Raw genomic sequence first — 21,982 nt, forward strand, 5'->3', positions numbered from 1 at the left:
CATCACCGATCCGGTGACAACTTTGTCTGACATGAAAGTCTGGATCTGAACCTCCCCTGTAACGAGGTCTGATTTATCCAGCAGTTTGTACGGTCGAGATCATGGATTGATTTCCTACCGGGCGCTTAAACAGATTTTCAACTCAGATTGTAAATGCAGCTCTAGACTGGCTGTATTTTACCTCAACACAGTTGTACGACGATTACAGCTAACATGCACACTTTGGCGAGACATAATTCAATGAAGACAAACTCTGGTTCATTACTGGTAGTCGATGACGATCAATATATTCTGGAAGCGATGGCCGATTACCTGAGAAGCCTCGGGCATCGGACCGAAACCTCTCTCAGTTGCCTGGATGCCATTGAGCGTTTAAAGGAATTTCCTTTCCAGGTTGTTGTCTGTGATGTGAACCTGCCTGATCAGGATGGTTTCCACCTGCTGGAATGGGTTAAAGACAATGCACCTGATACAGCAGTCATCATGCTCACTGGTTATGGAACCATAGAAAGCGCGGTCGAAGCAATCCGCCTGGGTGCGTTTGAATATTTGACCAAACCGGTAATCGACGAAGAACTCAGCCTGACGATCGAGCGTTGCCTGGACCAGCGTAAAGTGGTCGAAGAGAATAAATCGCTCAAGGCACAACTTGACCAACGGTTTGGTCTCTCGAACATTGTCGGCCAGGACTACAAAATGCAGAAAATGTTCGACCTGATTGAAAGCGTGGCAGATACGCGTACCACCGTCCTCGTTCTGGGAGAAAATGGTACTGGAAAAACCATGACCGCCCGAGCGATCCACCAGTTAAGCGACCGCTGCAATCAACCTTTCGTCGAAGTGGCCTGTGGTGCGCTGCCCGATTCATTACTGGAAAGTGAACTCTTTGGACACAAAGCCGGTTCGTTTACCGGAGCGTCTCACGACAAAATCGGTAAGTTTCTGCAGGCAGATGGCGGTACGCTGTTCCTGGACGAAATTGCGACTGCTTCTCCCAGCCTGCAGGTCAAACTGCTGCGAGTCTTGCAGGACCGGGAATTCGAAGCTGTCGGTGACAATGTCACTCATTCTGTGGACATTCGTCTGATTCTCGCGACGAACCAGAACCTGGAAGAAATGGTTGCCAAAGGGGAATTCAGACAGGACCTCTATTACCGAATCAATGTCATCACCCTGACTCAACCCGCGTTACGGGAACGAATCAGTGATATCCCTCTGCTGATTGAACACTACCTGAAAGAGTATAACGAGCAGATTGGAAAATCGATCAATGGATTTGATGCGTCCGCGATGCAGGCCATGCTGAAATATTCCTGGCCGGGAAATGTGCGCGAGTTGATCAACGTTGTAGAACGCTGCGTTGTCCTGACAAAAGGTGACTATATCCGTATGCACGACCTGCCAGAGCAGATTCGCCAGGAACAGTCTTACTCACTCTCGCCGGAAAACCGCGTAAGCAACGGTTCATTGAAAACGGCGCTGGCTAATCCGGAACGTCAGATCATTATTGAAGCTCTGGAGGCGAACGGCTGGAACCGACAGAATACATCCAAAGCCCTGGGAATCAACCGGACCACGTTGTACAAGAAGATGAAAAAATACGATATCGATTTCGAAAAGCAGTTGATGCATTAAACCCCTGTCTCGATTACTGGCTGAACTTGTTTCGGCCCCATGTTAAACCCGAAGTAAAAAGCACGTCTATACAGACGTGCTTTTTTGTTTAACAGAAACAACCGCTAACTGCGGCATTTCCATGCAATTCAGCAAAACAAATAAACTTCGTTTTATATACCTATTCTTCCTATTGAGGACTGCCGATAACTTTTTAGAGCTAAAGGACTGATAATACTACAAACGTGTCGTAATTCACTGATCTATCTCATTTCCACGAGGGGGGAAACATGAGGTTCGGGCTTCTGCTTTTGACCATGTTTACATTACACGCCGGCCTTCCGGCGATTTACGCCGAGGAAACGGCTGAACCTCAAACCTTGGAGCAAGTGTTCGCTGAAGGCGTCATTGATCTGGATGCGGCGCCGGCGCCACCCATCGTTCAACCTTCCACTGAACTGGCTCCTCTCGCTGAAAATGAGAACCAGCTCATCTCTGCTCCTGCACAACAGACATCTGTATGTGCCTCGGGAGCTGGTTGCACCTGCTCGACCTGTACCTGCCAGGCTCCTGCCTGCAGTTGTGAGCCATGCGGAGGTAACGCCTGCACTCTCTGTGATCGCATCCCGCTACTGAATAAATTTCCCAGTGACCGCTGCTTTGATGACTTCATCATGCCAGTCAGTAATCCGGTCTGGTCAATTGACCCGCGTTCTCTGACTTATGTCAGAGGTATCTTTATCAATCAGATGATCGACGCCCAGACTCCCGTACTCGGTGCAGGGGACCTGCAGGTTTATGCACTTCAACTGGGAATTGCCTTGAACGAGCGACTTTCAATCATTGCCGTCAAAGACGGTTATAACACGCTGCAGACACGTGGTGTCGGCAACCGGACAGGCTGGTCTGACATTGGACTGGGACTGAAGTATGTACTGATCCGGGATGTGGAAAACCAGTTCCTCTTGTCAGGCGGTCTGATCTACGAAGCAACTAACGGTAGTTCTCGTGTTTTCCAGGGGAATGGCGATGGTGTCTGGACTCCTTATGTCTCCATCGGTAAGCAGATTGGCAGCGGTCACCTGATCGCATCCTCCGGCTATCATGTGCCCGGCGATACTGCTGAAGAATCACAATCAATCTACTACAGCATCCACTATGATCACCCTGTTACCAGCAAGCTTTCGGCAGTAGCAGAACTCAACGGAATCGTTTACACCAAGAGTGGCCAGGCCCTCCCATTAAATATTGAAGGGGGCGACTGGATCAACCTGGGTTCATCCAGCGTGGCGGGCAACAATGTTGTAACGACGGCATTCGGTGCCAACTACCGGCTCAATTCATGCCTGTCGGTTGCGGGTGTCTGGGAATTTCCGATCTCAAACAGAAAAGATCTGCTCGACAGCCGTACGACGGTTACCCTGACGCTGCAGTTTTAATTCGAGAGTACTCATGGGCGGTTCAGCGTGATAAAGCGCTGATCCGCTCACGAACCGTTTCTTCGAGTTGATCTAACACTGCATCAATCGTGAGAACCGAAGTATTGATTTCCAGCGCGTCGTTTGCGGCCTTCAAGGGGGCGACGTCGCGCTGTTCATCTCGTTGATCGCGTTGATAAATCTGCTGTAGAATTTCATCTACCGTAATTTCCTTGCCTTCCTCCTGCAGTTCTTCATGCCTGCGCCGCGCCCGCTCCTGGGGATCTGCGACCAGAAAAAACTTGCAGAAGGCATCCGGAAACACCACCGTCCCCTGATCGCGACCTTCACTGACGATATTCGTCTCACAGGCCGCATCGCGCTGCAATCGAACCAGCTCTTCCCGTACTTCCGGATACTGGGCAATTACCGAAGCCACCTCTGTGACTTCCGGGGTCCGAATCAGTCCCGTTACGTCTGCATCATTCACCAGCACTCTGGCATCAGAAAACGTGATCTGAATCTGCTGGCTGACGTGTCCCACTGCTGCTTCATCATGGGGGTCGACGTGTTTCTGAATCACAGCCCAGGCAACACAGCGGTACATGGCACCGGTATCCAGAAATTCAAAACCCAGTCTCTCGGCCAGACCTTTTGCCGCAGTACTTTTCCCGGAACCTGCGGGGCCATCAATCGTCACGATCATTTATTACACTGATTCCTCAAAAAGGATTTCGATTTCTGCGATTTCGTAAGGTGACATTTCCACCAGAACGGCATCTTCTTCGACAGGCAGTTCGACAATCGTCTTGCCATGAAAATCGCGCTGCCGGGCGCTCACCGGAGACTTAAAGCTTCTGAGTTTTACAGAGCGATGCACGCCTTCTGTCTCAATCAGACGCACAGCAAACCCTGATGATTTACCAGTTGCATCTGTACCAGTCGAATCGGAGGGTGCTTCGTGTGCCGAGTCCTGCAGGTCCATGACGCGGGTAATCTGGACATTACTCACTGAGACGTGAAACAGCCACCCCTGATCTCCCATGCGGGGAGGACCGATCTGACTCGAATAAATTCCCGCTGGCACCATTACATTCCGCGCAATCTGCATGGGGAAGTTCTGATTGATCGCAATCGAGAACTGAAACTCCCGCCTGGTTTCGCCTTCTACAATTAACATACTGTCGAGCATCCGTGGGCCGGTTTTACGATGAAACGGCAAACCATGATTCAGAATCGTAACCCGTTCTTCCCCCTCCGCTATTTCGAAGTAATGCGGACCTTCAAATCGTTCTCCCTGGAAAGCATGCGCACTTTCCAGCAGAGAGCGTGTGAGGGAAGCGGTACTGTCGCCCCAGGCAAAGCGGGTCGCGTAATAATGATCCCAGGGATTGCCATCAGGAAGTGTGTGCACATCCAGTTCGATTTTCACATCCAGGATCGGGCGTCCACGCCAGAGCTGGAATGTCTGCCGAAAAGTGGCCAGCGTCGTATCACTGATCTGGTCGTAAATTTCACCGGTTGTCACAATTTCCCCCATCCCGGGACCTGCGCAAGTGAGTTCTACATTGACAGCGCGCGTTGCCGAGTAAGGAGTTTTTGTATCCCAGTCACCTAACGCGCCGGGCGTGGAAATATTACGTTGATACGGAAAACGATACGACAACTGCTGGCTCAGTCGATTCGGCTTGCGGCCGTATTCTTTGATCTGTGCAATCCCACCAGTTTCTTCGTGGATATGAACTTCAAAGAACTCATTCCGTAACAGCAATGGTTCTGCGATGGGTATACTGTTTTTGGGTGGTGCGGCAGGGATCTGACCAGGCTGCAGCCAGACAAAGCCGGCAGCGGGTAGCTCTACGACAGCCTGTTTTCGTGTATTGTCAAACTGTGTTGCCTTGACGGCTGGATGTTCGATGGGTTCATGAGGAAAATCAGGCAGATCAACAACGACACGCCGCGAAAATGACAGCGAATTTAATAACAGAACTCCACTCTGATGCTGTTCAGCCCCCTGGAGAATGATCTTTGCGAGTTGTTTTACACCGTCATCACAGAAGCCCTGCAGTGATTGAGCCGCCTGCATGGTTGCAGCCTCATCTGCATCAGGGTGGCCGCGTTCAATATCCCGTTCGATCTTCAACAGCGATTCATCTTCAACCGGTTTTCCATAGATGGCCCGTGCCACCGTGTGAAACCAGCGTCCTGCGGTGAATTCATCATGACGGGCAAAATGATTGATAAAGCGACTGAGAGGATCCGGCTTGCGCATTGCAACCAGCTGACTCAGAAAGGGGGATAGATATTCCCGGGCGTCGTAAGAGGAGTGCCGTCCCGAAGATTCTGTATTCTGAAAAAAGTCATTCAGAAGCACAAAGCTGCCCAGGACGGGAGCGTACTGATGGATACGTTTAAAGTCTTCAAAAAAAGGTGATTTCACATCAGGCCAGTGAGCAAACATCAATGCCCCTACCTGGTCTTCCTCCATGGATTCAGCCATTCTCTGCGGAAATCGCAGATACCCGGCAGCGCCCTCCGCCGACATGGGAATCCGGGAAAACGCATCCAGAATTGTCCCGTCCGCACCTTCCCAGTGAATTTTGCTCTGTTCGTAATCGGGATAGATTCCGTCATCCAGTACCAGATGCAAAGCAGAATGAAACCCAAAACGATGCAACAGCATCGGCAGCACAGACGCCAGCCCGAAGCGGCGTCGCGCCCATGTCGTCGGCGCTATGCCGGTTAATTCCTGAACAGTTTTTGATCCCGACTGTAACTGCCAGATCACAGACTCCACTGGGACCACGGGGGTGGAAATCTGATCTTGCTCACCGCCGATTACTTCGCTCTCACGATCCTGACAACTTTTGGTTAACAGTGAGATCAGCTCAGAATTCTCGCTGGCAATTGTTTCCAGATCATCCCCACTGACCAGAATATTGAACGGACGCTCATCGACTATCGATTGCTTTAAAGATTCATTCGCCCATTCGGGAGTCAGCAGGCACAGATCAATCAGATAACAGTCGATCGGATAAAACCGCTCACGGTTTTCCAGTAACACTTCAAAACAGGCTTTGAGATGTGCACGCGCCGCCTCATTATCATCTGCCAGGACGGCATCAGCCGCCGCGATGGCTTCGCGCTGAATCGTCGCTTCATCCAGACTGCTGAAGTGATGCATACAGCGGGTGAGCAGTTCGAGCTGAATATAGCAGATTCCCAGCGCATAAAAATCGGCAACCAGATCGCTGGATAACTCCGGTTTCTGATTCGTTTCCTCTCCTTCTTCAGCCGAACGAAGCGGAAGGATCGCTGCTTCAGTCATTTCCTGCCGGTGAATTTTCCCGCTGACGACTGTCGCGCCATTTGCTTCGGCTTCTTCAATCCAGCCATAAGGGAGCCAGTCTTCAGAAGTTTTCGGAACGAGCAGGAGGCGATCTGCCAGGAACTGGGGAGGCTCATCAGAACGATGCCAGCTGGGTATGACACGTGATGAAGCTAAGAGCTCCGGGTGCCAGGCAACGGCAAACGCATTCAGTAGACTCTCTGCCTCTTTTTCATCCAGTTCCGTAGGAAAATCATCGAGACTGTGGCAGGGAATCAGAACAACAATATCATTGTATGTCATTGAATCACAATGCTTTACATAATTAACTAAAGTCAACGGGGTCTGCGTTCAGGCAGGTCGCTACGTTCGAACGAAGCACGATCACCGCACATTTTACCCATCACGTCTCTGAGTCTAGTATACTCGGTCCAAATGGCCCTGGAAACGCTACAGAGAACCTGGACACAGGCTAGCATAAGCAAACGAATGCCAAGTATCCATAGCACTGCATGCCTCAGTGTCTACTAAAAGGGAAAAGACAGGCTAACTCATACTGAAACCGATAGTTAAGAACGCGGCGTCCTACAGATCAAATTACAGATAAACTGAAAACCTGCATCTCAATTCCAGCAAAAAAACTGATAAAATCGTATTAATAATCAGGTTATCGGGAACTCTTGTATTTTATGCTCCGTCCAATCAAGTGAAAGCAACACGATTCTAATGTGTTGCTGCCACGGAGATGTCCCCGTTGTGCGTCATCCAGTGGTAAAACATGTTGATTATAGCGGTTTTTATTAATTTTGATGAAGTCGTTTTCAAACATCCGTTATTTCATTGACTTTATAGGAAATCCTGTGATAGCCTTATGTTAGGGAATTGTGACTTCTCAAATCATTCCCGAGCCTATCCTGACTGAAACTGAATAGATCTGATACATTTCTGCCTGTTGTTTAAGCTCTCTCAACTGGCAGAATTTCACCTCGTATAATATTTTCTAATTACATTCCGGTTCAATCTGATGACCAGTGAATTCCTCAGTTCCGGAAAGCAGGAGTAACCAGACACATGGCAGAAAATCAAGCTGTTTGGGGTATTGAAATTGGCCAGGCCGGCTTAAAAGCCATTCGCCTGCGGTATGCAGAAGCCGCCGACCAGGTGATTGCGGTAGCCTTTGATTATATTCCACACCCGAAAATTCTCAGCCAGCCCGATGCCGTTCCTGATGAACTGATCGGTCAGGCTCTGGATACATTCCTGTCCCGCAATCAAACCAATGGCGACCTGATCGCCATCAGTGTCCCCGGACAGACTTCGCTGGCGCGCTTCATCCAGTTGCCGCCCGTTCAATCCAACCGTGTTCCGGAGATTGTGAAATACGAAGCCAAGCAGCAGATTCCTTTCGCGCTCGAAGATGTAATCTGGGATTACCAGCCTCTCGGCGGTGGCATTGAAGAGAGTGGCTACATGCTGGATGCCGAGGTCGGTATCTTTGCCATGAAACGTGATCAGGTACTGCATTCTCTAGAGCCGTTCCTGCAGCGCAAAATTGAAGTGGAACTGATTCAGATCGCCCCCCTGGGCCTGTATAACACACTTTGCTACGACTCCCTGGGAATGCGGGTCGGCCAGGAATTTGAAGGCAATCCGGAAGAATCTGCTATTGTCGTCGACATGGGTGCTGACAGTACCACACTCATGGTGACCAATGGTAATAAAATCTGGATCCGCAATGTTCCCATCGGCGGTAATCACTTTACCCGCGCTTTAACAAAAGAGATGAAGCTGACGTTCGCGAAAGCCGAACACCTCAAATGTAATGCGACCCGTTCTGAAGATCCTCGTGCGGTCTTCCAGGCACTGCGACCGGTTTTCAACGAGTACGTCTCTGAAATCCAGCGTTCCATCGGTTACTTCTCCAGTGTCAACCGTGACGCCAAAATCTCAAAAGTATACGGTACCGGTAACGGTTTCAAACTGGCGGGTCTGCAGAAATTCCTGCAGCAGAACCTGCAATACGAAGTGGAACGCCTGGATGACTTCCAGGGCCTCGTCGGCGATGCCGTCCTGAATGAACCCTTGTTCCAGGACAACATCCTCACGTTTACCGTACCTTATGGAATCGCGTTGCAGGCATTGCAACAGACAACCATTCGTACCACGCTGCTGCCCCCTGAAATTGCAACCGCCCGCAAAATCCGTCGCAAAAAACCATGGGCTGTGGTGGCAGCGGCTGCATTGATGATCGGCCTGTGTATTTCCGCAGTCGGTTACAGCAATGTGGCCAATTCCGTCAGCCAGGACCGCTTTGGTGCGACAGAAAATAAAGTTAAGAGCCTGACTGGGGAGGTTAACAAATATAAAAGTGATTATACCGGAGCAGAGGCCGAATACACCAGCCTGATTGACAAGGGGAATCAACTCGTCTGGAATCTGGACAGTCGCGCTGACTGGCTGGAAATCTACAAAGCCATTGACGAATGCCTGCCGCGCGATGTCGGCGATGAGATTGATAACGAACAGATTGAAAAACGAAACCGGATCAAACTCCCCGGAATTACTGTCAGATATGAGAAGGATCTGGCATCCTGGTTCCAGAAACTCTCTCCCCAGGCAAAGTCACTGCTTCCTGCAATTGATAAGGACACTCCCCCTGAAGGCGAAGGATATATCTTCACGTTACAGGGTGTGCATTACCATAACGATGAGTCCAAGAAAACAACAGATGTCGGCGTCTTGTACGTGCATGAGACCCTGCTGAAAAATCTGCAGTCCTGGACGATGAAAAACCCGGGCTCTAATCCCGTTGATGTCCGGAAAATGGGTATCACTCACCCGGTCGTCATCAAGGATAGACGTGACCCCTTTCAATTCTATCCTAATGGCCGTCCCCGTGGCACGGGGGGGGGAGAAGGGCGATTCGGCGGAAGACCAGGCGGCTTTGGTAATTTTGGCGGCGGAGCAGGCGCTTTGCCTGGCGATGAATCTTCTTTTGCCGGCGGTCTCGGGGGAGGCGTTGGCCGTCCTCGCGCGGGCACAAATCGACCTGAAAAAGTATCAAAACCGATTGATCTGCATAAAACTCAGTTCACACTCGAATTTGTCTGGAAACCCATTCCTGTCCTGGAACGGCAGGAGAATCCTCCAGAAGCACCTGCGACTGAAGGTGAAGAAGCAACCCCGGAAGCAGGCTGAGCCGAACGGTATCATTTTTAACGTCAAAAAGATTCTAGTTAGTACCTGAAAATCATAAAGTATTTGATCTCTTCGGAGAAAAGAGGACACCCCCATGGACAAATTAAAACCTCTGATTGTTCATAAATTCTGGATCATCCTGTTTATCGCATTACTTCTGCCTGTCATTGGCTGGAGCATGGCAACCGGCAGTCTGGCAAAAGAAATCGAGGAACGAAAGTCTGCGATCGACCAGGCGTTTACGGATGCGCAGGTCCCTCCTAATCCTCCGAATCAAACCTGGTCGACTGCTCTCAAGCAGATCAACGAGCAAAAACGAAAATACAATTCTGAGTCAACCAGATATCTATGGGAGAAGCAAAAGGAATTATTCGTCTGGCCACCTGATATCGCGCCATTCATGGTAGATACGCCTTATCGTGGTGAAATTTCGATCAAACCCCGCAACCTGTACCGTTCTGCCTACAAATTCGAAATTCTCCGTGCCCACAAACTGGCAAACCCCTACAGCCTGAAAGATGGTACGGGACTGGTCGATCTCGATCCCAACGTCATTCCCCATGTCCCGTTAGATAAATGGGAAACCGTCTCTCCGACTTCAGAAGATATGTGGGATGCCCAGGAAGACGTCTGGCTGGTCACTTCGATTCTGGAAGCCATTGCCAAAGTCAATAAAGAAAGTGGTGCTGCTAATATCAGCGAATCACCGGTACGCCAGATTTCCATCCTGGAACTGCGAGGAGGTACTGTCGGCGATGATGGCAGTGCTCCTGCCGGAGATGGTGGCATGGGAATGGATGGCGAAATGGCAGGCGGCGGCGGAGGTCTGTTTAATAGCGGCAGCGGCGGCGGAATGGGAGGCATGGCTGACGGAAAAGATGGTTCCTTATCAATCGACGTCGATATGGACCTCGTAAAAATATTTGGAAATGACGTTGATGGTTCCGCCGGCGGTGGCGATGGCGGTTCTGAAATGCCGATGGAAGAAGCAGCTCTGGGTGGCGGTTTCGGTGGCGGTATGGGAGGTCAGGGTTCACAAAAACTCAAACGCTATTATAACGAAGAAGAAGAGCTTCCCTACAAAACAAGAGCCTTTTATCTCAAAGTGACCATTCAGTCCTCTAAACTCCCCAACCTGTTGGCTCAATTGAGCAGTATGCCCTGGCCGACAAAAATCATGCGTGTACAACGCGCTGATCTTTTCGATGACTCTATGAATCCGATTGCCGCCGGCGGTGGTGGAGGGATGGGGCGACGTGGAGGCTCTGCCAGAGGAGCAGGTGGTTTTAGCTCCGAATCTGACTTTGCAGGTGGCGGCGGAGGATTTAATCGGTCAGGCGGTCTCGGCTTCGAATCCGATATGGGTGTGGGTGGTGCCGGGCGACTTCAGGGACAGGAAAACCAGAGCCTGCTGGATGCCGCTCTGAATGATCCTGAACTGGCTGTTGTCACGATCGCAGGTCTGATGACGCTTTACAAACCCTATGTCCCCCCCGAAGGCGAAGTGGTAGCCGAAGCCACAGACCAACCTGAAGAGGGAACAGCGCCCACTGACCCGGCAGCTTCGACAGCACCTGCCGATGGTTCAGCACCTGCCGCGGGAACTCCGGAAGCAGCGGCGGCTGGTGAGAACCCGGCTCAACCGGCGACGACCACTTCGGAAAATACACCACCTCAGCCAGGTGCGGATACTACGACACCAGCGGAATCTGCAACCCCCGCACCGGCTGCAGATTCCAACCCCAATGAAACAACGCAACCCCCTCCGGCTGAACCAAAGCCAGAGGAACCGGTTAATCCATAATATACTTTTACTCGACGCTGAAGCTAAGCAGCTCCTGTAACATTTTCACTTAACGGAGATAGTCCCGTGAAAAATCTAATGTCCAAACTTAAAGGAATGGATTACAAAGAGTTCGCAATCACGCATGGCGAAAAGATCGTCCTGGGTTGCATTGCATTATTTGTGGTCTTCGTCATCTTTACCTCTCAGTGGACAACTGAAAAACGGACTCCTGCTGAATTAGAACAGAAGGTTGCCACAGCAGAGACTCAGGTGAGTAACAGCCAATGGCCTGAAGAAAAACGCCAGGAATATCTGAAGGAAGATGATTTGCGACAAAAAGTGGCGCAGCTGATGAATAAACCACTGGAAGTCACTCCTTATATGTTTACCACCAAGCTTTCCTGGCCCATTTATGCGAAAAAAGCAAAAGCCAAAGAAGTCGACTGGCTGCCTGTGGAAGACCTGGTTGCCAGCTATGACCGCGTGATTATGCATACCCGTGCTGAGAGTGCGATTCTGGAAGGCAGCGATGAAACCAACTCAGCAGAAGCTGAGAAAGCAAAACCGGATAAACCAGAATACGACGCCTTCAAACGCCGTACCTCAGGCATGGGCGGTGGTATGGGAGGCCCCGGTGATTCTGCTATGGCTGGCCTGACATTTGGTGGGATCCCCGGTGCTGAATCAGAAATGATGATGGCTGGTGGAATGGATCCCGGTTTTGCCAATCCCGATGCAATGTCCGCAGGACTCCCAGAAGGGATGATGGGTATGGAAGGTGACATGGGAGGCATGGCTGGTCCCACCCGTGAAGGCCGGGGATTAAGATTTGTCGCAGTACGAGGTGTCTTCGACCTGGCAACCCAGCAGGATAAGCTCGAACGTTCTTTAGGGGACGCCTTCTCTTTCCAAAATATGCAGACCGGAAAAATCCTGGAGTTTCTTGACTTTCAGTTACAACGTAAAAAAGCCATTCCCGGAAACGATCCCTGGGCAGGGGAATGGCAAGATGTCGACATCGAAACATCTATTGAAGTGCTGAAAGAAAGTGCCGACTTTGATCCCGAAGTAGTCATCAGTGGGATTACCGACCGCGTCTTTACCATGCCGCTTCCCAGCCGTATTGCCGGTTTCTGGCATAAAGTCGCCACGCATCCCCGCGTAGAAAACTTTACTTTGAGCCAGGAAGAAATCGAACAGGAACTGGAGTTCAATCGACGTATCCTGGATCAGTACAAAAAAACTCACTCGAATGAAAAAGTCTTCAAAGAAAAACAGAAAGGGTTCTCCACCCTGCAGCTTGATATGCGGGGAATGCGGAGTGAGCTGATGTATGGAGGGGGAGGTGCCAGTGAAATGGATTCTGTCATGCAGGGCATGGCCGATTCCATGATGCAGGAGCGTCAGGGTCGCCCGGGAGAACCCATGGATGAAAAGAAGCTGATTCAAAAGCTGAAAGCAAATGTGACTGCCGCTGGTCGTCTGCTTCTGTTCCGTTACTTCGATTTTGACCTGAATCCCGGTGAAACTTATAAGTACCGTGTACGACTGGTGGTCCGTAACCCCAATTTCCAGCGTCCGATTGAAGAAGTGGTTCTGCCGGCTGTTGCCGAAGGCGAAACCCGCACGACTCCCTGGAGTAATGAAACCGCAGCAGTGACTGCTGAGGAAGACGTACACTTTTATCTGCAGAGCGTTCGTCCTCCCCGTGGTATTGCTGGAACCACAGCGAAATTCGAAATCTACCAGTGGTATCCTAAAACAGGCACAACAATTCAGTCTGTCTTAAAAACATCGATTGGTGATGAAATCGGCGGCGAACAGGTTGCTGAGCTGTACGATGTCGCCAAAGAAAAATATGATGACAAGGCGACTGTCGAATTTGACACCCAGAATTACCTGGTCGATGCGATTCCTGCTCCTTCAATTCGACTGGAAGAGCATCCCGACCTGAACCTGCCTGCCGGAACACGCGGGCATCTGCCCATCGAACCGGAAGCCGTCATCGTTGACAGCTTCGGTAACCTGAAAAAATCGCTTCCACCTGCTGTTTCCAGTTCCTATACTGACGTCAAAAAGAAATTCAGCCGTGAACGTGACAGTTTAACCTGGGTCAAAGAAGCGACCGAAGCACGCACCGCTGCCCCGGCTGACGGATTTGATATCGGGCTGGAGGGTATGAGTGCATTTGAGGGTATGGAAGCCGAAATGCTCGGTCCCCAGTCGCGCGGTAAGAAGAACAAACGGAAAAAGAATCCGATCCGCCTGGGACCTTGATTTAAAATCACAATCCAATTTTAAAGTGGGGTGGGACGTTCCAATGTCTCACCCCTCTTTTTTTGGGGCAGGGGTGAGGAAATCTTCAGAGCCAGTTCATTATGTGGTACCAGAGAGAATGCCTGCGCCCGCATCGGCATTCTGGATTTCACGCCAAAGCAGCGATCACATCGCATTTACCCATAGCGTCTCTCAAACTATGCGTCTCTTAAACTATTATACTCGGTTCAAAAAGCCCTGGAGACGCTACAGCAAAACTGGATACAGTCTAGCAGGGTTCTGTCACCAGAACTTCATCGGTTGTTCCCAGCAGTAGCTCACGTAATTCTGCTGCGATAAAAAATGAACCGGTGACACAAACCAGAGAATCTGCAGTTAGCACGACTTTCGCTCGTGACCATGCCGCCTCAGGACTATCTGTGATGATGAGCTGAGATGTATTGCCTGTCGTTTTCTGTGACTCACGGGTGAGATCCACTAGTTCTTCCACTGGAATACGGCGGGGATTCGAAAGATATTGCGTCAGGATAACCGTCTGAAAGTGGGGCAGAAGTAATCCCAGCATTTCCCTGACATCTTTATCTTTCGTGGCAGCAAAAATCAGAACCCGATTGGATTGTGGAAAACTGGCAGTAAGCGTGTCAACCAGCGCTTCAATGGAAGCACCATTATGTGCCGTATCTATAATGACCGGGGGATTTTTCTGCACCAGTTCAATCCGGGCAGGCCATTTCAGATACGACATTCCCTGGCGCATCTGCGCGTCTTCCAGGGGAATTCTCTGCTGGCGTAAATAGTCAATTACTGTTACAGCCAGAGTTGCATTAGTCAGTTGATGCGTTCCCAGAAGTGTCACAGGCATCTGGTCGATCAGTGACCAGGGAGTTTTTACCTGAATGTTCTGCTGATTTTTGGCTGGTATCTGGCTGGAATCATCCGCCTGCTCAAGTTGGGAATTCTGATGCGACTCGGCCAATCGCATAAAATCTCGATTCAACAGGTATAGGAGAGACTGATTTTCCTGACAGACTTCATCCAGAACTGCCAGCGCCTCTGGTTGGGTCACTCCGCTGAATACAGGGATTCCCTGCTTGATAATTCCAGCTTTTTCACGCGTGATCTGTTCAATGGAATTTCCCAACAGTGCAGTATGGTCGTAGCTGATATTGGTAACAACGGTCACCAGTGGATCACAGACGTTTGTTGAATCCAGTCGTCCTCCCAGGCCCACTTCCATGACAGCAAAGTCAACGTGTTGCTTATGAAAATGCATCCAGGCCAGCGCAGTCGTCAATTCAAAAAATGTGGGGTTCATATTGCCGGGTTTCAGGTCCAGTTGCTCTACAACCTGAATCAGTTCCGACACCAGTTCGACCAGTTGCTCTGACTCAATCTGTTGACCATTGATCAGAATTCGTTCTTCGTAACATGTGATATGAGGCGAAGTGAATAATCCCGTGCGAAATCCGGCCGCAGAAAGCATCTCTGCGATCATCACAGAGGTAGAGCCTTTCCCTTTGGTACCCGCGATGTGGATCGTTGGGACCTGGAATTGCGGATTCCCCAGGCAGTCCAACAACTCCTGCATCCTTCCCAATTTAAAATCACTGGTAGAGTACTTGCTACTCCCCATCCGTTCATAATTGAGACGACCAAATAGGAAGTCCAGACTCTGCTGGTACTTCTCTGCCGAGACACCCATGCCAGGCAGTTTCCTTATGATATAACTGAAAAAACATACATCCTGTTAACTGTCGTGATCAGCATGACAGTCAAAACGGCCGAGTATAGCGGTGATCTATCGGATATTATAGTCATGCACTTTTCGGAAGTAGACTGTGAGGTATATGATCTAACAAACAATTTTACAACTGCCAGCCACATTCGAGCTCCAAAGGTGCACAGAAAACATGAGCATTCAAATAGCCACCATCGTGGAACTGCTGAAATTCAACCGGATTATGACACTCAAAACCATTGATGAGATCAGCACATTATCCGATCCTCAATCTGCCCTGTCATTTCGACCGGGTCCCGGCAGGGCTCACATCGCCTGGCAGGTCATGCATATTGCGGTAACGGAAGAACTATTTGCTACAGACCGCCTGCGAAAAACGGACTCGAATCTGACAAACCTGTTTCCGCTGTACCAAAAGGGAAGTATCGCAGGAGACGATATTCCTTCTCTGGAGGCCATCCAAAGTACATTGAGTCAATCACGAGAAAGTCTCCTGAAGACAATTCAAATGATTCCGGAAGCAGATCTGAATGTCGTGCCAGAAGGTTTGCAGGAGCGGGGCTGGACCAACGAGATGGCCTTAAAGATCTTATGCTGGCATGAAACTCACCATCAGGGACAGGCGCATCTGACCCTGAATTCCTGGAAAGCACAATAGCCGATTACTGGCAAATTCAACTGGAAAGCCGGGGAACAGCGAATATCTATTGACATTTTTTCTGGATCTTCTCAAATTACGTATGTCATTCATATTGAGTCATCTGCTCCAGACGTTCTACCTGATGTTGAGACGGTTTCAAATCAGATGGAGGATCTGTCCCCATGAGTTCAATCAACCCCGGTGCCCTAAACATAAACAGTTCTTTCGCCGGCGCGCAACGGAGTGATGCCAGTATCGACAAGCAAAAAGCCGAGGCGGCAGCGCAGAACATGTCCATCGATCAAAAATCGATGACGGATCATCAACTCCATGATGTGGGAGATCCCGATGCCTCAGGCGATCGTGATGCTGATGGCCGGATGCCATTAGGACATGAAGAAGAAGCCGAGCAGGGGACTCAGCGCGAAACGGAAGAGCAGGACGAACACACAACACGTCACCCCGATGCAGAAGGCAACCTGGGGAGCCATCTCGATCTGGATGCCTGAACGATCACTCTGAAGCCGCTATTTGGAATTGTTCAAAAAACCAAACAGACTCTTCTTTTTCCGGGAAACGGAATCGTCCTGTTCTGCGATTGATTCCCCACTCACGCTTGCAGCCAACCCCATAATGGTTCTCGTGAGTTTTGCTTTAGGTGCCTGCATCACCAATGGAATCCCGTTATTACGAGACTCGACCATCGTCGCATAATCATTGGGAATCTGACAGAAGATTTCACGACCAATCGTTTCCAGTGCTTTACTCACACTGATCTGGGTATCTTCCAGTCCCAGGCGATTCATCACCACTTTGATTTTTTCAACAATATGTTCATTGGTATCAAAATACTGAGAAAGCCGAACTACATTTCGCAGGCAGGGTAAATCCAACTGTGCAGTCAACAGTACGGTATCCGATAATTCCATCGCCGCCAGATCGAGACTGTTATATGACTTGCTGACATCAATCACGAGATGTGTGAATGTTGCCCGTAGCAGTGCAATGATGCGGCGGAGTACTTCTGTCGTGATCTGCATCGACATGTCCATCTGCACGGGACGAGGTAGCAGGAATGCGCCACAGGCATGTTTGGTCAACGAGCGTTTCAGCAGCGAGTAATCCAGTCGCGAAATATTTTCAGCAACGTCCTGAATCGTGTAATCCGGAATGATATCCAGCCAGACATCGGTATCGCCTAGAGCCAGATCCAGATCAATCACCGCCACACTGTTGCGTTCATGACTTGCCAGACAGCAGGCCAGGTTGATTGCCAGAGAAGTACAACCGACACCACCACTCACACCAGCAACAGTAATGACCTGACTGGAACGGGGGGCATTATGCTCTCCCTCCGATTTGCCGGAGGTAATTTGAATTCGGTTTAAGGCAGACAGAAAATCTTCCAGAATCAGCGGGAACCCCAGGAATTCTTTCGCGCCATTTCGCATGGCCTTTAAGATCAGACTGCCTTCCTGGGAACTGCTGACGACAATCACATTACAACTGGGTAAATCGCGGGTGACCTGGGCAATCAGACTTAAAGCCATCTCCGGGTTGGCGTCCAGCGATATCAGCGCGATATCAGGTTGCGTTTGAGAAACAACCTCCGTAAAAAATTCATAGCGACTGCACTCTGCTTCGAGCCAGACCATATCCACGCCAATCAGCATGTTTTTCAGCTCATTGCGAGTTGCTTCATTTGGATCGATAATCGAAAGCCGGACAACTCCACTCATTCGTTGATCACTTCTGCTTAGGGTTTAGTGTTTTTACTGTATTTAATAGTATCGAACTTGAAAGCGCACATTATTAATATTTTCAAAGAGGATCCTGTTTAATTTTACCACTCTTTCGTACACTCCCATGCAGATTCAGCCAGCAAGACACTTAGTTGCAGCGGTTTGCTTCCTAATTTCCCGGTCCAATCAGTCCCGGTTGATTGCTCGTCGGAGAACTCAAAGTGGGTGCACTCGTTTTCACTTTCGGTTCCGTTTTTTTGGATTTTGCTTTCCAATCATTCTGTTTCGGACTCGAGAGATCTGGCACCTTGGCGGCCGTAGCCGGACGGGGTGCCGCCTTCTGAATTTTTTCATGCTCCTGTAATGCTTTCATATTCTCAGGAGAGAGCGATGGTTTCCGAATCACTTCTGAGCGAATGGTAGGAGCTGCTGGAACAGGGGGCATCTGTGATGCCGATGCTGGCGGCAATACGTGATCGGGCACCATCATCGACTCTGGACTGATCGGACCGGGAATGGAATACTGGCAGTCAGGGCAGTTATCCCCATAACTGGGCACTTCCAGGACACCATCCAGATACAACTCGCGATCTGTCGGAGTTGCTGTAAACAGGCCGGGGCCACCTGGTGGAACCTGCCCGGACTTCAAGGGGGAAACCAGTTCCGGAGTCACCATAATGACAAGCTCGGTTTCCCCTTCGGTGTATTTGACCCGACGAAACGCAGCCCCGACTATCGGAAGTTCGCCCAGAAAGGGTGTCTTGGATGTTTCGGCTGTTTTTCGACTGGAAATTAGACCGGCGATGACCATGGTTTCGCCAAAGTTCATTTCGACTGCAGTATTGGCGCGGCGGACTGTTAATCCGGGAACAGTTGTTCCGGCGACCTGGACCGCATTGGAAAAGTCGCGTTCACTGACTTCAGGTTGAACTTCCAATCGCAGGCGTCCATTCCCCAGAACAATGGGTACGGCTTCCATTCTTACACCAAATTCACGCCATTCAATGGTGACCGTACCCAGACTTTGCGGGACCAGGATCGGGAATTCACCACCTGACAACAGGTTAGCCGGGCGACCGCTGGTTGTAACCAGTTCCGGTTCCGCCAGGATTTTCAATAAGGCTTCTTTCTTTAACGCTTCAATGAATGCCTGGAAAATGCTTGAGCCATCAACCAGTCCAAATCCAAGTGAAGTACCACTGATCAGGTTTTGTGATGCCGTGAGCGCTGGTGGCCCACCAAAGGGAACATTGATACCAGTGATGGGAACCAGGGTTCCTGGCGTACTGTAAGCATATCCTGATTGATTCAGAAACAGCCAGTTAACACCGAGCTGTCGAATTTTCGAGCGCTGAACTTCCATGATTTTGACTTTGAGCAGTACCTGCTGCACACCTGCCAGCTTCATCTGATTTAATACACCATTAGGAAAGAACTGCTCTGCAATTTCCACCATTTCAGTGATTGCTTCAGGTTCTGTCACCCAGCCCCGCAAGACAACCGAATCCTGGACTCTGATGGCTGTTACAGCTGAATTAGGAAACAGCTCCCGCAGATAAGCCTGCAGATGACGTGCATCCCCACTCACGAATGTGTCTATCGTATAGACTTTGCCATTTTCGTCTGTGATGACCAGTGTCGTCACTCCGGGAACGAGCGCCTGAATGCGGATTTCGTTCGGAGTGAGGGCAGAGACGCTCAATACGGTTGGATCAAATCCATCTACACGTTTGATCTTACCCGGGAATTTGAGAATCTTGGAGAACTTCTCTGTCACTTCCAGCTTCATTTTTTCAGCTGTGATCTTTACGACAGGTTCACTCGCACCGGGCGGTGCGGGCAGTTCATCCTGAGCGGAAGCCTTCAATGCAATGAGGCTGCAGACCAATGTGACTAAAACAGGCAGACATTTCGCTCTAATGTGTTTTTTTAAGGCCAGCATCCGTGCCCCTTACATTTTTTTACTACTGAGTGATTTCAGTCATTGATCTGAACTCACTCTCAAAACAGGTATCATTCAATAATTTGTTGAGAGAAATCTCTCTGCCCGCAATAAATCCCCCCTGCAATGTCAGAGAGCAGGGGAGTCTCATTTTTCAGTTAATTTTCTGTTTCTGTTTGGTTGTAAACACTTCCCACAAATCTTTTAAAGCAGCTTTCTGATCTTCGATTTCCTCTTCCAGGAGTTCGACTTCCTGTACGATTTTTTCCTCTCCGGAATAGATCTCAACCTGCCACATTTTTTTAGGTTCTTCCAGCGGCTCAACATTAGCTTCAGCCGAAGTCATCTGCTGCGGTTCCTGTTCTTCATCCAGAAACTGCTTGGGCGACTGAGGTTCTTTTTCCTGTTGAACTACTTCCGGTTTCTCTTTTTTCTTTACATCCCCTTGGACCGATTCTTCTCCATTCTTCAGATACTCACTGCCTTCAATCGAAAAGACTTCAGCCAGTTCGTCGTCATCAAATTGCACATCCTCCGAATCAGCCGAATCAGATTGTGCTCTTAATGCGAGATGAACCTCTCCTTTTTTCTCTGCCAGCTTCAGCATGGCTCCTTCACGGGGCGAAAGTAACAGCGAAATATTTTTCGATTTCACCTGATTGCTTTCTGTCCCACCCACATCTGTGAGGTGGTCCGTCGCAAAAATCTTTACCCGTTCCAGAATCACTTTCGTAATTGTTGACATCCCTCCCTCAGGTTTACGTGCTGTGAAAGTCACATACACATCCACAAAGTCTCCAGGAAGAATTAAACCGCTATGTGTCTTGGTCATATCTACTGATGTCGTGAAGACCCGTTTTCCATCTGGAATTTCGACTGATGCTCCGCGAACTCCCTGTTCACTGAGCTTCGCTTTCATCACGATTTCCCCCGGCACGGCCCGAGTCTTGATGGAGCGGTCTTTATACTGTTCCAGCTTGGTGACGGAGCCTTCCGGCACCTGATCAATCGGCCATGATTTGAATTTGACGTTGGACTCATTCAAAGGAGTACCAGGCGCGATCTCGGCAATTGTCACCAGGACATTTGCCGTTTTCACCTCTGCCTGATTATCATCCTTATTAAGGATCTGCCTTACGCCCAACATCGCAACCAGTCCACAACCGACGGCGATCACCAACATCATTAACGACTTGACTTTCATTTCTGTCACCCATCAAAGAGAAACATATCAACGAAGCTCTGGTGAAAACCAACTTATCCCCCAGGGGCTTAAAGGTCAGTTTTCCGAAATGGCGAACCTGATATGCATCTGTTGTCACAGGAGATCAGAAAAGAAAATTCTGTCATCATGGAGAACATCGGCACTTCGAGAGCTTTCGCTTCAATTTATAACGATTTTATCGTTTGGAATAGTTATTCTGGTTGTAACATATGGCGTCTTGCGGTCATCCCGAAGCCGCCACCCACCCCACTCCACCTGTTTTAACAGGCAGTGGGGGATTTCAAGCTCCAGCCTACAGGAGACCGGCGTAGAAAAAATAGGCAATCGATCCGATACAAATGGGGATACCATAAGGCAATAGAAACATGGTTGGTTTTCGTTCCCGGGCAATGCGTGACAGTTCGCGTGGGTTCTTCACCGAACGCCATTCATCCAGAATCATCATCGCCTGTCCCAGATGCTTGTAGAACTTCTTGCGATAGAGCACCATGCCGATCGCCATGATTGCCCCCACAACTGTGGTCACACAAAATGCATAGAAGGTGATTTTCACACCCAGCCAGGCACCGATGCCAGCCATCAGTTTGACGTCTCCTGCTCCCATGCCGCCTACGCTGTACAGAGGAAGAAGTGTAGCCAGTCCGACGACCATTCCCAGCAGTCCCCAACCCAGTCCAGTCAGCCCACCAGTCCAGGTCATGTAAATCAATCCGGACAGAACCATCGGGTAGGTGATCCAGTTGGGGACACGCAGTTCTTTTCCATCAATGTATGCGGCATAAATCAAGACAATGGAAACAAATTTTACATGCCAATTCTCGAGAAGTAACTGTTGCCAATCCATCAATATGGCCTTTCTTATCGTGTCTTAATGAAATGCGTTTCAGAGCATTCCTTGGGGGAGATTTCTTGTTAGTGATACTCAGGAGTGATCTTCAGTCAGTTCATGCGAACCATCGTTGACAGGATCGAGCCTGGTATAATTTGTATTGTTACTATTCAGTTTAGGTCACAGGCTCAGCAGGGGAGTGAATATCTTGAAATTTTCTCTGGTTTCTGATGGCCTGCTGTCAG

Annotated in this window: 14 protein-coding genes; 7 read left to right on the forward strand and 7 right to left on the reverse strand. The window is 49.7% G+C overall.

Annotation, left to right across the window (positions count from 1 at the left end):
* The first annotated feature begins 240 nt into the window (after window positions 1-240).
* Together ACN0YH_RS04185 and ACN0YH_RS04190 are read left to right on the forward strand one after the other, a co-directional pair.
* On the forward strand, window positions 241-1,635 hold the full coding sequence (locus ACN0YH_RS04185; protein ID WP_417378303.1) for a sigma-54-dependent transcriptional regulator: 1,395 nt from the start codon (window positions 241-243) through the stop codon (window positions 1,633-1,635).
* Window positions 1,636-1,904: 269 nt separating this feature from the next.
* Window positions 1,905-3,053: a hypothetical protein gene (locus ACN0YH_RS04190; RefSeq protein WP_417378304.1), complete on the forward strand. Its 1,149-nt coding sequence runs from the start codon at window positions 1,905-1,907 to the stop codon at window positions 3,051-3,053.
* 22 nt (window positions 3,054-3,075) lie between these two features.
* On the opposite strand, the gene cmk is transcribed toward ACN0YH_RS04190, so the two are convergent.
* On the reverse strand, window positions 3,076-3,738 hold the full coding sequence (gene cmk, locus ACN0YH_RS04195) for a (d)CMP kinase (RefSeq protein ID WP_417378305.1): 663 nt from the start codon (window positions 3,736-3,738) through the stop codon (window positions 3,076-3,078).
* Between the two features lie 3 nt (window positions 3,739-3,741).
* A complete protein-coding gene (locus ACN0YH_RS04200) occupies window positions 3,742-6,663 on the reverse strand; it encodes a hypothetical protein (protein ID WP_417378306.1) in 2,922 nt (973 codons plus the stop codon).
* Window positions 6,664-7,431: 768 nt separating this feature from the next.
* On the opposite strand from ACN0YH_RS04200, the gene pilM reads away from it, so the two are divergent.
* From pilM to ACN0YH_RS04215, 3 genes are all read left to right on the forward strand, one after another.
* Window positions 7,432-9,558: a type IV pilus assembly protein PilM gene (gene pilM, locus ACN0YH_RS04205; RefSeq protein WP_417378307.1), complete on the forward strand. Its 2,127-nt coding sequence runs from the start codon at window positions 7,432-7,434 to the stop codon at window positions 9,556-9,558.
* Between the two features lie 94 nt (window positions 9,559-9,652).
* Window positions 9,653-11,362, forward strand: coding sequence for a hypothetical protein (locus tag ACN0YH_RS04210; protein WP_417378308.1), 1,710 nt, complete (start codon window positions 9,653-9,655; stop codon window positions 11,360-11,362).
* Window positions 11,363-11,440: 78 nt separating this feature from the next.
* Entirely contained in the window at window positions 11,441-13,621 is a 2,181-nt protein-coding gene (locus ACN0YH_RS04215; RefSeq protein WP_417378309.1) for a hypothetical protein, read from the forward strand.
* 268 nt (window positions 13,622-13,889) lie between these two features.
* Here ACN0YH_RS04215 and ACN0YH_RS04220 read toward each other — a convergent pair whose 3' ends face one another.
* Entirely contained in the window at window positions 13,890-15,323 is a 1,434-nt protein-coding gene (locus ACN0YH_RS04220; RefSeq protein ID WP_417378310.1) for a bifunctional folylpolyglutamate synthase/dihydrofolate synthase, read from the reverse strand.
* Window positions 15,324-15,531: 208 nt separating this feature from the next.
* On the opposite strand from ACN0YH_RS04220, the gene ACN0YH_RS04225 reads away from it, so the two are divergent.
* Both ACN0YH_RS04225 and ACN0YH_RS04230 read left to right on the forward strand, forming a co-directional pair.
* Complete coding sequence (locus ACN0YH_RS04225) at window positions 15,532-16,017, forward strand: DinB family protein (RefSeq protein WP_417378311.1); 486 nt, start codon at window positions 15,532-15,534, stop codon at window positions 16,015-16,017.
* A 164-nt stretch (window positions 16,018-16,181) separates the two neighbouring features.
* Window positions 16,182-16,508, forward strand: a complete 327-nt coding sequence (locus tag ACN0YH_RS04230; protein WP_417378312.1) for a hypothetical protein — start codon at window positions 16,182-16,184, stop codon at window positions 16,506-16,508.
* 18 nt (window positions 16,509-16,526) lie between these two features.
* On the opposite strand, the gene ACN0YH_RS04235 is transcribed toward ACN0YH_RS04230, so the two are convergent.
* From ACN0YH_RS04235 to ACN0YH_RS04250, 4 genes are all read right to left on the reverse strand, one after another.
* Window positions 16,527-17,738 carry an AAA family ATPase gene (locus ACN0YH_RS04235; protein ID WP_417378313.1) on the reverse strand — a complete coding sequence of 404 codons (1,212 nt, stop codon included), beginning with the start codon at window positions 17,736-17,738 and terminating at the stop codon, window positions 16,527-16,529.
* 172 nt (window positions 17,739-17,910) lie between these two features.
* Entirely contained in the window at window positions 17,911-19,683 is a 1,773-nt protein-coding gene (locus tag ACN0YH_RS04240) for a type II and III secretion system protein family protein (RefSeq protein WP_417378314.1), read from the reverse strand.
* A gap of 154 nt (window positions 19,684-19,837) precedes the next feature.
* Window positions 19,838-20,887 carry a Flp pilus assembly protein CpaB gene (cpaB, locus tag ACN0YH_RS04245; RefSeq protein WP_417378315.1) on the reverse strand — a complete coding sequence of 350 codons (1,050 nt, stop codon included), beginning with the start codon at window positions 20,885-20,887 and terminating at the stop codon, window positions 19,838-19,840.
* A 313-nt stretch (window positions 20,888-21,200) separates the two neighbouring features.
* The gene (locus tag ACN0YH_RS04250) at window positions 21,201-21,752 is read right to left on the reverse strand and encodes an A24 family peptidase (protein WP_417378316.1); all 552 of its coding nucleotides are present in this window, start codon (window positions 21,750-21,752) and stop codon (window positions 21,201-21,203) included.
* Window positions 21,753-21,982: the final 230 nt, after the last annotated feature.

The sequence above is a fragment of the Gimesia sp. genome, from assembly GCF_048262075.1.
GTDB lineage: Bacteria > Planctomycetota > Planctomycetia > Planctomycetales > Planctomycetaceae > Gimesia.